Origin of the sequence: Streptococcus sp. oral taxon 431 (genome assembly GCF_001553685.1) — a bacterium.
Taxonomy (GTDB): Bacteria; Bacillota; Bacilli; order Lactobacillales; family Streptococcaceae; genus Streptococcus.
In genome coordinates this window covers 151,596-163,813 of sequence record NZ_CP014264.1, presented here as the reverse complement: position 1 = coordinate 163,813, position 12,218 = coordinate 151,596, and the positions used below count along the sequence as shown (strand labels likewise).

Annotated in this window: 9 protein-coding genes; 2 read left to right on the top strand and 7 right to left on the bottom strand. The window is 39.6% G+C overall.

All coding sequences use genetic code 11. The annotated features are described in order from the left end of the window. Positions 1–31: 31 nt before the first annotated feature. Genes AXE83_RS00850 through AXE83_RS00830 form a run of 5 tightly spaced genes read right to left on the bottom strand, consistent with a single transcriptional unit; the run spans position 32 to position 4,440 of the window. On the bottom strand, positions 32–436 hold the full coding sequence (locus AXE83_RS00850) for a PTS sugar transporter subunit IIA (RefSeq protein ID WP_083500960.1): 405 nt from the start codon (positions 434–436) through the stop codon (positions 32–34). A 3-nt stretch (positions 437–439) separates the two neighbouring features. Further along, positions 440–1,261 (bottom strand): PTS system mannose/fructose/sorbose family transporter subunit IID, encoded by an 822-nt coding sequence (locus AXE83_RS00845; protein ID WP_049509363.1) that lies wholly within the window; start codon positions 1,259–1,261, stop codon positions 440–442. Then, a complete protein-coding gene (locus AXE83_RS00840) occupies positions 1,248–2,153 on the bottom strand; it encodes a PTS mannose/fructose/sorbose/N-acetylgalactosamine transporter subunit IIC (RefSeq protein ID WP_060955065.1) in 906 nt (301 codons plus the stop codon). The genes AXE83_RS00845 and AXE83_RS00840 overlap by 14 nt, the downstream gene beginning before the upstream one ends. Positions 2,154–2,179: 26 nt before the next feature. Further along, positions 2,180–2,656 (bottom strand): PTS system mannose/fructose/N-acetylgalactosamine-transporter subunit IIB, encoded by a 477-nt coding sequence (locus AXE83_RS00835; RefSeq protein ID WP_000156977.1) that lies wholly within the window; start codon positions 2,654–2,656, stop codon positions 2,180–2,182. Further along, positions 2,653–4,440 carry a glycoside hydrolase family 35 protein gene (locus AXE83_RS00830; protein WP_060955064.1) on the bottom strand — a complete coding sequence of 596 codons (1,788 nt, stop codon included), beginning with the start codon at positions 4,438–4,440 and terminating at the stop codon, positions 2,653–2,655. Before AXE83_RS00830 ends, AXE83_RS00835 begins: the two co-directional genes overlap by 4 nt. 326 nt (positions 4,441–4,766) lie before the next feature. On the opposite strand from AXE83_RS00830, the gene AXE83_RS00825 reads away from it, so the two are divergent. Next, the gene (locus AXE83_RS00825) at positions 4,767–5,483 is read left to right on the top strand and encodes a GntR family transcriptional regulator (RefSeq protein ID WP_060955063.1); all 717 of its coding nucleotides are present in this window, start codon (positions 4,767–4,769) and stop codon (positions 5,481–5,483) included. Between the two features lie 271 nt (positions 5,484–5,754). Then, positions 5,755–9,630: an LPXTG-anchored beta-N-acetylhexosaminidase StrH gene (strH, locus tag AXE83_RS00820; protein ID WP_060955062.1), complete on the top strand. Its 3,876-nt coding sequence runs from the start codon at positions 5,755–5,757 to the stop codon at positions 9,628–9,630. Between the two features lie 45 nt (positions 9,631–9,675). Here the strand turns inward: strH and purB are convergent, their stop codons facing one another. Both purB and AXE83_RS00810 read right to left on the bottom strand, forming a co-directional pair. Continuing rightward, positions 9,676–10,974 carry an adenylosuccinate lyase gene (purB, locus tag AXE83_RS00815; RefSeq protein ID WP_060955061.1) on the bottom strand — a complete coding sequence of 433 codons (1,299 nt, stop codon included), beginning with the start codon at positions 10,972–10,974 and terminating at the stop codon, positions 9,676–9,678. Between the two features lie 16 nt (positions 10,975–10,990). Continuing rightward, the gene (locus tag AXE83_RS00810; RefSeq protein ID WP_060955060.1) at positions 10,991–12,217 is read right to left on the bottom strand and encodes a hypothetical protein; all 1,227 of its coding nucleotides are present in this window, start codon (positions 12,215–12,217) and stop codon (positions 10,991–10,993) included. Between the last annotated feature and the right edge of the window lies 1 nt (position 12,218).

Genomic DNA, 12,218 nt, shown 5'->3' with positions numbered 1-12,218 from the left:
GACGTGGTTTGAATTTGATTTTTGAAGAGTATTATTCATCTTCATCGTCGTCGAAGCTTGCCAATAAATCATTAACTTTGACAATGCTCTCTGAAGCACGATTTTTATAATCTGCATCAGCGCCTGTTAGGCTTGCATTGATAAACTCAATGACCATTGGAAGGTTCATTCCTGCATAAAGTTCAATGTCACGACCTTCCATAATCAAACGGCTCACCACGTTACATGGAGTTCCACCAAGAAGATCCGCAAAGACTAGGAAATCATCCAACCCTTCAACAGCAGCTTCAAATTTTGCAGTAAATTCTTCTGGCCCATCTTCTGGAAGAAGAGCTACCGCATGGATGTTGTCTTGTGGACCCATAATCATTTCTGTACTACCTTTAAGTTCTTCACAGAAACGACCGTGACTCACTAAAATCAATGATCTAGTCATAAATTATGCGCCCATTCCAAGTACAAATTTACCGATGAATGAAAGTCCAACTGCAAGAGCAATGATGATACCGATTGCTTTAGTTGAGTTCATACCTTTCTTACCAAGCAACCAGAAGATGAATGCTGTGAAGATTGCTGGAAGCAAGCGTGGGAAGATTGAGTTCAAGATGTCTTGGAAGTCAATCATCTTTTCACCGATTGGCAATTTGTATGAAATTTCAAAGTTGATCATTGTTGCTACAAGAGCACCCATCATGAACACACCAAGTACAGATGCAGCTTCAATCAAAGCTGTCAAAGTACTTTGCATGTTGTTGATAAGGTTAACCCCTTCTTTGTAGGCAAATTCCAACTGTTTCCAACGGAAGATGTCATACGCTACTGCAACTGCGATCCAAAGGAAGATACCCCAAGGTTGACCAGCGATAGCCATTGTTGCAGCGATAGATCCCATGATAGCAGGAACAAGTGAACCAAAGATAGTATCTCCAAGAGGAGCGAATGGTCCCATCAAACCTGTCTTGATACCATTAACCGCATCTTTTGAACCAACGCCATCTTTTTCTTCCATGGCAAGGTCAAAACCAGCGATGATTGTGTGGAAGAATGGTGAAGTGTTGAAGAATTGAGTATGAACTTTCATCATTTCTTTCAACTCAGGAGTTCCATCTCCATACATTTTACGCAATTGTGGCAAGATCATGTAAAGGTAACCTGATGCTTGCATACGTTCGTAGTTCCATCCCAATTGGAAAGTGAACAAGCTACGTTTGTTAATTTGATTAAAATCTTCTTTTGTTAATTTGTAATTAGAATTCGTCATCTTCAATTTCCCCACTTTCTGATGGTGTAGAAGGTGCTGCTACAGCAACTTTCTGGCTGTTCTTGAAGTGAACAACTGCAAGGAAGATACCTACGATAGAGACACCGATCATAGACAAACCTTTGAAGTTGTTGGCAAAGCCAATTTTTTCAGCAACGTCAGCAGGAAGAGTGCCAATGAGACCAGCAACTGCTCCACCAAGACCTGTTACGTATGAGTAAAGTACAGTCAACATAGCTGTCAAACCGAATCCCATAGCAAGGTAGTGAAGGTTACGTTTAACTGGAAGGTAACGAAGCAAGATAGCGAATCCAAGACCTGGAAGCATACGACCTGCAAGAGTCAAACCGTCTGCAACCCATTGGTATTCTTTAACAAGGTTTACAACACCTTGTACGAATTCTCCACCGAAAGCAAGCGCGAAGAATACTGGAAGGGCACGAGAAGCAGCCCATGGAAGCGCACCAAGAAGGTAGTTACGTTCGATAGCTTTATAGTCAAAGCGTTCGATCGCAGCATCAATACGGTGTGCGAAGAATGTAGTAGTCATACGACCAAGTACGTCGAAGTAAGTCAAAAGTGCCGCTACTGGTACAGCGATTGTAGTGATCGCAAGATCTGTTTCGATACCTTGTGAAACTGAGAAAGCTGTCGCAAGAACCGCACCAGAAGTTGCGTCGATACGAGAAGCACCACCGAAGGTACCTACCCCAAGGACAAACAACTGCAAGCTACCACCGATAAACAAACCAGTTGTCAAATCTCCCATGATCAAACCAGTAATGAAACCAGCGAATACAGGGGAACCTGCAGAAGAAACGATCGTCAACTCATCACAGATTTGATAAGCTGAGTACAGAGTGAGAAGTAAAATTTGCCACCATTGTATCATAACAATGACCTCCTAAAAATTTTTTCCTATTTTAATAAGCTCAAAAAGTCTGAAACTGGATCATTTGGAACCATTTGAGCAGTAAGTTTAACACCTTTTTCCGCCAATTTGTGGAAATCTTCTACGTCTTTATCTACAACGTTGATTGAACGTGTAATAGAACGTGTTTCTGGTGTTTGAGACATATTACCAACATTGACTGCTTCAAGCGGTACCCCTGCTTCCACTAATCCAAGGAAGCGGTCTGGTTTACGAGCAACGATAAACAAACGTTGGCTATCATATTTTCCAGCAAGGATATTGGCTGCAGCTTTTTCAACTGGCAAAATACTAAGTTTTACACCTGGTGGTGTTGCAAGTTTCAACCCGCTCTTTTCAACATCGTTGTTAACAACTTCATTGTCAACGACCATGATACGTGAAACATTAAGTTTAGCAGACCAAAGGTTTGCTACTTGTCCGTGGATCAAACGTCCATCGATACGGCATCCTACAATTGTCATAAATTTTCCCCCTTTATATGTTTTAGTGTAGGTTTACGAGTTAAGTGTATGTGATCTTCATATTCCCCTTCAGTTTCAAAGATAATGATGCGGTTAGCACCTTCTTTGAGATAGCTGTGCGGAATATAAAGCGATAAGGTTGGACCAACATTCCAGAAACGTCCGAGATGATGGCCATTGACATAGGCAATCCCTTTACCAAACTCAGATAGTTCTAAGTAGGTGTCCTTCGGAGCCTCAACTTCAAAGTCATAGGCGTAAAAGGCAGGTTGTCCTTCTGTCCATCCTTTTGAGAAATCAATCTTTTCAGGATTATCTAGTGGAAGCGGATAGTGTTCCCAGTTCAACATGAAGTGTAGATCTTTGCAGACACCTGTACGAATCCCTTTTCGTTGTGTATCTGCTAGGAACTTATGCCCGTAATTGACACGCCCCATATTTTCTACCAGGACATCAAAACGAGAGAGCGCTTTCTTTTCTCCTTGATAGAAGATGTCCTCACCAATTTCTGTCTGGTATTGAGTTGCAACCCATTTACCATCTACAAATAGCTGAGCTCTGTCTCGACCGTCAATGATACGGATACGTTCTTCTTCTGCATCCCAACTAGCTTCTGTACGATAGAGTAGATAGCCGTAGCTTTGTCCCAACTCTTCCATTTTCTTAGGATAGAGACTTTCAGTTGGACTTGTTAGGCTATCCAAGGTTTCAAAGAGAGAAACTTTCTCGACCAGTGGAATGTTTTCAACTTCCATGCTCTCTTTGTAAAGCGGTTCTAATTGTGGATACTCAGGATAGTAAGTCGCCATCATTTCCTTAACTGCCATGTATTTAGCAGTTGGATTTCCAGCTTCATCAAGAAGAGCGTCATAATCATAAGATGTTACTTGTGGTAAATCGATGGTTCCTCGAGCTGAACAACCATTCATAAAACCAAAGTTAGTTCCACCGTGGAACATGTAAAGGTTGATAGAGCCTTGCTCTAGAACCTCGTGAACAGCTTCTGCCAACTCTTCTGCATCACGCGTGATGACTGGCTCTCTCCAACGATTAAACCATCCATCCCAGAATTCCATACACATGAGTGGCCATTTCTTACCATACTCATCAAAGAACTCTTGCATTTGCGAGAAGTTGAAGTTAGCTTTCGAGCCAAAGTTCCCTGTTACAAAGAGATCATCTTCAATCAAGGTTCCAGCTTTCAAAGTAGCTCTCCATGGTCCATCAGATGTAAAGAGCGGACAAGTAACTGAACGTTCTTCCATCAATCGGCGAATCTCACGCAAGTATGTCTTGTCTTCACCATAGGAACCGTACTCATTTTCAACCTGCATCATAAGGATGTTACCACCATTATCCAACAATCTTGAAACAAGACGTGGAAGTAAATGATCATAGTAGCGTCCTACCATTTCTATAAAGGCTGGATCAGAGGAACGGATTCGCATGTCTTTATTTAAAAGCCAAGCTGGTAAACCACCGAATTCCCACTCTGCACAGATAAAGGGAGATGGTCGAACAATAGCATACAAGCCTAAGTCCTGAGCTGTCTGAAGAAATTTTTCAATATCAAGATTGCCTTCAAAATTGAAGTTTCCTTCAGTTGGCTCATGTAAATTCCAAGCGACATATGTTTCAACAGTGTTAAAACCTAAAGCCTTGAGATTGTACAATGAATGATACCAGTCTTCTTCAGGAATTCTAAAATAATGAATGGCACCAGATAAAATTTTGAATGGTTTCCCATCTAGGTAAAAATCATCCTCAATTTTAAACCTTGTCATTTTACCACCCCATACTTTTTCGTTTGCGCTTTCATTTGTTGTTATATTAAATGATAAACTAATGAATCCATCTTGTCAATAGATTTTTCGAAAATTATTTAAAATTTTTCTTTTTTTTACTGAATTGTTTTCTAAAATTCTTGTAAAAAAAATTTTTTTCTTAAATATTTTCGATCTAGATAGCATAAATGTATGAGTTTATAACCGTAAATAATATGTAAGTCAATCACTTAGAATATTATTTTATTTTTTTACATTATTTACTATCATTTTCAAACTATTTATGGTAAAATCGAAGATGGAGAAGGAAAATATGAGGTGAAAATATGGCAATTCCAAAGTATCAATATATCAAAGATGAATTGAAAAACAAAATCATTTCAGGTCAATTTGCAAGTGGCGACAAGTTCTACACTGAAGCAGAATTGATTGCAATGTATGACGTAAGTTCGATCACTGTTGTTCGCGCCTTAAACGACCTTGCTAAAGACGGTTATATTGTCCGCCAACAAGGAAAAGGAACCTTTGTGGCTCGCGCTCGCAAGCACAAACTCGTAGAATTTTCTGATGTAGAAATTTTTGAAACCAAGGACGATAAAGTCACTGTTCTTTCCATTGAACGCGGTAACGATCTTAAATACTTAGAAAAATTGGGATTGCGTGGCGATCAATTTTATTACAAAATCGAACGTATCCGTGAATCTAACGGTGTTACTTATATCTACCACACATCTTATATCCCTGAACAATACATCAATGCAAACTATCCAAATCTTGAATACTATAGTTCTATCTATAATCGTTTCAAATTGGACTACCACATTCACATGAATGACGAGCATTTTGAAGAAATCAATGAAATTGTATTTCCAACTCCAGAACATGCTGCTTCTATCCTAGGAATCGACGCTAAGTTCCCAACTGTTCTCCAAACCAAGACAACTAAACTTGAGTCAACTGGCCAAGTGTTGGAATACATTGAAACATACAAACGTTCTGATTTCTATAAGATTAAATTTATCTCATGTGATCGCGATCACTAAACATTAAAAAGTCTGAGACAATTGTTTCAGGCTTTTCTGTTTTTCATTATAGCACGCCAGCTTTTAGTAGGAAATATCAAATGGCTTTAAACTATAATTTGGAGAAATTTTACTAAAAACAGAGTAAAGATTGAAAAGCAGTTCAAATTAAATAACTTCTTATATTTTTTATAGGTATTTTATTAAAATACTTGACTTTACTAGATTCAGATAATACAATGGAATCAGTTTGTGAAAACGCTACCAAAACAATAAATTAGGAGGTTATTTAATGAAACCAGAAAATAAACAGCGTTTCTCTATTCGTAAATACGCAATCGGAGCAGCTTCTGTCTTGATCGGCTTTGCCTTTCATGCGCAAGCTGTTGCCGCTGATGGAGTCGTACCTACTACAACAGAGAATCAACCTACTATCCAAGCCGCAGGAGAATCGTCTCCACAGGCCAGCGAAGAAAAACTTGAAACTAGTCCTACACCAGAAGCCGTAGCTCCTGCAGCTCCAGTGACACCTGTAACAAACACTGAAGCACCAAAAGTTGAAGCTACTCCTGCACCTATCGTAGAAAAAACTGTTGCAACTGAAGAAACTCCAACAAAACCAGAAGTAACTGAAGAAGCTAAGCAGCCAGAACCAGAAAAGGCAGAAAACAAAGAAGTTGCTAAAGTTGAAGCTCCTGTAGTCGCTACAGAGAAAGCAGCTCAAGTCAATGAAAAACTAGCTAAAAAGAAAATCGTTTCAATCGATGCAGGGCGTAAATACTTCTCTCCTGAACAACTGAAAGAAATCATCGACAAAGCCAAACACTATGGCTATACTGATCTTCATCTCCTAGTCGGAAATGACGGCTTGCGCTTTATGCTAGATGATATGTCCCTAACTGTAGGAGACAAGACTTATGCGAGCGACGATGTCAAACGCGCTGTTGAAAACGGAACAAACGCCTACTACAACGATCCAAACGGCAATCATCTAACTGAAAGTCAAATGACCGACTTGATTAACTATGCTAAGGATAAAGGTATTGGACTTATCCCATCTGTTAACAGTCCTGGCCACATGGACGCTATCCTTAATGCCATGAAAGAACTAGGTATTGAAAAGCCTAACTTTAACTATTTTGGTAAAGAATCAGCACGTACTGTTGACCTTGACAATGAAAAAGCTGTTGCCTTCACAAAAGCTTTGATTGATAAGTATGCAGGCTACTTTGCTGGTAAGTCTGAAATCTTCAACATCGGTTTGGATGAGTACGCTAATGATGCTACTAATGCCAAAGGATGGAGCGTTCTTCAAGCCTATAAATGGTATCCAGAAGATGGATTCCCAGACAAAGGCTATGACAAATTCATCGCCTATGCTAATGACCTAGCTCGTATCGTCAAATCTCACGGTCTGAAACCAATGGCCTTCAACGACGGTATCTACTATAATAGCGACACTACTTTTGGTACTTTTGACAAGGACATCATCGTCTCTATGTGGACTGGTGGCTGGGGTGGTTACGATGTCGCTTCTTCTAAGTTACTAGCTGAAAAAGGACACGAAATCCTCAATACTAACGATGCTTGGTACTATGTTCTCGGCCGTAATGCTGACGGACAAGGTTGGTACAACCTTGATCAAGGATTGAACGGCATTAAGAGCACACCGATCACTTCTGTACCAAAAACAGAAGGAGCTGACGTTCCTATTATTGGTGGTATGGTAGCAGCTTGGGCTGATACTCCATCTGCTCGCTACTCTCCATCTCGTCTCTTCAAGCTTATGCGTCAATTCGCAAACTCAAATGCTGAATATTTCGCTGCTGATTACGAGTCTGCTGAACAAGCTCTGAAAGAAGTTCCAACAGATCTTACTCGCTACACAGAAGAAAGTATTGCAGCCGTTAAAGAAGCTGAAAAAGCCATTCGCTCTCTTGATAGCAACCTCAGCCGTGCTGAACAAGATACCATTGACCAAGCTATCGCAAAACTCCAAGAAGCTGTTGCTAACTTGACCTTCACTCCAGAAGCTCAAAAAGAAGAAGATGCTAAACGCGAAGTTGAAAAACTAACTAAAAATAAGGTTATCTCTATTGATGCTGGTCGTAAATACTTCACGCTAGACCAACTTAAACGAATCGTTGACAAAGCCAGCGAACTTGGATACTCTGACCTTCATCTCCTCCTTGGAAATGATGGACTTCGCTTCTTACTTGATGATATGAGTATCTCAGCAAACGGCAAGACTTATGCAAGCGACGATGTAAAAAATGCCATCATCAAAGGAACAAAATCTTACTACGATGATCCTAATGGAACTACTTTGAATCAAGCCGAAATCACTGAGCTTATCCAGTATGCTAAAAACAAAGGTATTGGACTAATCCCAGCTATCAATAGCCCAGGTCACATGGATGCTATGCTTGTTGCTATGGAAAAATTAGGCATCGCAAACCCTCAAGCTAACTTTGACAAGGTTTCAAAAACAACTATGGACCTTGAAAACGAAGAAGCAATGAACTTTACAAAAGCCCTTATTGGCAAGTACATGGACTTCTTTGCAGGCAAGACTAAAATCTTCAACTATGGTACAGATGAGTATGCCAATGACGCTACCAATGCTCAAGGTTGGTACTACCTCAAATGGTATGGACTCTACGGTAAATTTGCTGAATACGCTAATAGTCTAGCTGCCATGGCTAAAGAAAAAGGTCTTCAACCAATGGCCTTTAACGACGGCTTCTACTATGAAGACAAGGATGATGTTGAGTTTGATAAAGACGTTATCATCTCTTACTGGTCTAAAGGATGGTGGGGTTACAACCTTGCATCTCCTCAATATCTAGCAAGCAAAGGTTATAAATTCCTTAACACGAATGGAGATTGGTACTACATTCTCGGTCAAAAACCAGAAGATGGTGGTGGCTTCCTCAAGAAAGCTATTGAAAATACTGAAAAAACTCCATTTAACCAACTAGCATCAACTAAATATCCTGAAGTTGACCTACCTACTGTTGGTAGTATGTTAGCTATCTGGGCTGATCGACCAAGCGCAGAATACAAGGAAGAAGAAATCTTTGAACTCATGACTGCCTTTGCAGACCACAACAAGGACTACTTCCGTGCTGACTACAAAGCGCTACGCGAGGAACTTGCTCAAATCCCTGAAAACTTAGAAGGATATAGCACAGAAAGTCTCGATGCTCTCAAGGCTGCTAAAGACGCTCTTAACTACAACCTCAATCGTAACAAACAAGCTGAATTGGACACACTTGTAGCTAATCTCAAAGCTGCTAGACTTGGTCTTAAACCAGCTGCCACTCACTCAGGAAGCCTCGATGAGAGTGAAACTGCTGCTACAGTTGAAAACCGACCAGAGCTTCTTGTTAAGACAGAAGAAATTCCGTTTGAGATCGTTAAGAAAGAAAATCCTAACCTTCCAGCAGGACAAGAGAAAGTCATCACTGTTGGTGTCAAAGGAGAACGTACTAAGTATCTTTCAGTTGTGACTGAAAATGGCAAGCAGACAGAAACAGTTCTTGAAGATCAAGTAACGAAAGAAGCTGTCAATCAAGTTGTCGAAGTTGGAACATTAGCAACACATGTAGGAGACGAAAAAGGTCAAGCTCCTGTGCTAAACAAACCTCGTGTAGTCATCGAAGATGAAGAAATTCCATTTACAACGATCACTCGCGAGACTCCTTCGCTACCTAAGGGACAAACTCGTCTAGTAACTGCAGGTGTCAACGGTCGTCGTAGCCATTTCTACTCTGTGACTACTGCTGCTGATGGATCTGAAGTTAAAACATTGGTTACTAGCGTTGTAGCTCAAGAACCAGTCGCTCAAGTGATTGAAGTTGGCAACCCTGTCACTCACCTTGGCGATGAACATGGTCAAACTGCTATCGCTGAAGAAAAACCAAAACTAGATATTCCAAATGCGACAGCTCCTGTTACAGAAGAAAAACCAAAACTAGATATTCCAAATGAACCAACTCCAGCAACTGTTCCTGCAGAGGAGAACAAAGCCCTTCCTCAAGGCCCAGCTCCTGTAGCAAAAGAAAATAAACTTCCTGAAACAGGAAGCCAAGGCTCAGAATGGTTAATTGCTACTGGTCTTATGACTGCTCTCACAGCTTACGGACTTAGCAAGAAAAAAGATTAAGCACAAATAAAAAGCGGGATTAAATCTCGCTTTTTATTGTTATCATTAATCACCCAAACCGATGCGTTCGAAGATCTCATCCACACGTTTGGTATAGTAAGTTGGGTTAAAGATTTCGTCAATTTCTTCTTGAGTGAGACGTGAAGTCACTTCTGGATCTGCTTCAAGAAGTGGTTTGAAGTCGACTTGGTTATCCCATGATTGGGCCGTCTTCGGTTGAACAAGGTCGTAAGCTTGTTCACGCGTCATACCTTTTTCAATCAAAGCCAACATAGCACGTTGACTGAATATTAAACCAAATGTAGAGTTCATGTTGCGGATCATGTTTTCAGGGAAAACTGTCAAGTTTTTAACGATATTTCCAAAACGGTTGAGCATGTAGTCGATCAGAATAGTCGTATCTGGTGTGATGATGCGCTCAGCTGATGAGTGAGAGATATCACGTTCGTGCCAGAGAGCAACATTCTCATAGGCCGTAATCATGTGACCACGGATAACACGCGCAAGACCTGTCATATTTTCAGAACCGATAGGGTTACGTTTGTGAGGCATTGCTGAAGACCCTTTTTGACCTTTGGCAAAGAATTCTTCCACTTCGCGTTGCTCAGATTTTTGCAGACCACGAATCTCAGTCGCCATACGCTCGATAGAAGTCGCGATGCTCGCAAGAACCGCAAAGTACTCAGCGTGAAGGTCACGAGGAAGCACCTGTGTAGAGATTTCTTGAGCACGGATACCCAATTTGTCGCAGACGTATTTTTCAACGAATGGTGGGATGTTGGCAAAGTTCCCAACCGCACCAGAAATCTTACCAGCTTCCACACCAGCAGCCGCATGCTCGAAACGCTCGATGTTGCGTTTCATTTCGCTATACCAAGTTGCCAATTTAAGACCAAAAGTTGTCGGCTCAGCATGCACACCGTGGGTACGCCCCATCATGATGGTGAACTTGTGTTCCTTAGCCTTGTCAGCGATGATGTTGGTGAAGTTTTCAAGATCACGACGGATGATGTCGTTGGCTTGCTTGTAAAGGTAACCATAGGCCGTATCCACCACGTCGGTAGAAGTCAAACCATAGTGGACCCACTTGCGCTCCTCACCAAGCGTCTCAGAAACCGCACGTGTGAAGGCAACCACATCGTGGCGAGTCTCCTGCTCAATCTCCAAAATACGATCGATGTTAAAGTCCGCTTTTTCACGAATCAAAGCCACATCTTCCTTAGGGATTTCTCCCAACTCAGCCCATGCCTCATCAGCCAAGATTTCCACCTCAAGCCAAGCACGGTATTTATTTTCTTCACTCCAAATATTCGCCATCTCAGGGCGAGAGTAACGGTTGATCATTTTTTCCTCCTTTAATCTAATTCACTTCTTCATCTAAGATTAAATTTTCCCAACGCTCTATTACATGTTCATCTTCCAAAATCCTATAAAGATCATTAAAGTCATTAATAAATACTTCTCTTAAAATCTCATTACTCAGATATTTATTAGCATTATCAATGATAGATTTTATAACCTCTTGAATTTCACTATCATCAATATAACAATTAGCATCTTGTAACCTTGTTATTATTTCTATGCTAACATCCTCCCTCTTTTTTATATCTTGCAGGAGTGTGTAAATTTTCTTTTGATAAGGGAAATCAAATAGACATTGCATATTATCTTTTGTCATTAAATCTAAATGCTCTATTCTTTCGCGTATATTAATTTTTTCTTTATCGTAGATATATTCAATTTCATCAATTAAATATTGAGGAGCTCTATTTTCCAGCAAGAATACAGATAAGTATCTACTAATTTCCATTTTATCAAAATTTAGAGGAGATATTTCTTCAATAAATTTTAAATACGAGGATTTATCAGTTGTATTTCGTAAATAAACAAGAATTTCACTTATGGCTATTCTTTCATCTATTTTGATAGAACTTAAGCCCCTACTATTTTCCGTATGTAAAAATATTTTCTGAGCCTTTGAATCATTTCTAAGCTCATATGAATAAGTACCCGATTTTTGGCTTCCCTCCTTAACGAGTTTATAATAATAATTTACTACTTTGAAAACTACTCGTCCAATCAGTTTCCTTATGCTATCATTAATTGGAATAATACTTGAGTTAGAAATCAATCTTTCATAACCAATATAATTGTCAGCTAAAAATTTATGAATTAGCCTATATTCCCAACTATTTCCTACCTCTGCAAATCTATCATATCTTGCATTAGAATAGAAGTTCTTTACAAGCTCTAAAAATTGATATTCTTGTTTATTAAAATTAGCTTTTTTACCTACTGCTTTTTCAATCCTTCTATTCAATTCTACATGATTATGAATCTTAATTCTTTCCGAGAACTTCTCAATAGGTTCTTTTTCATCAAATTCCCATAGTACTAAAATTATCTTTTGTAATCTTTCAATTCCTACAGAAATATTATATAAAGCTAAAAATAATTCTGTTGGCATCTCTGAATCAATTGAATTCATATTGTTAACAATAGATATACCATTATAGATAAACTCTCCTGAAATATCTAACTCAGAAACCATGTTAAAATTTTTATAGTACCACTTTTTATTTACCATT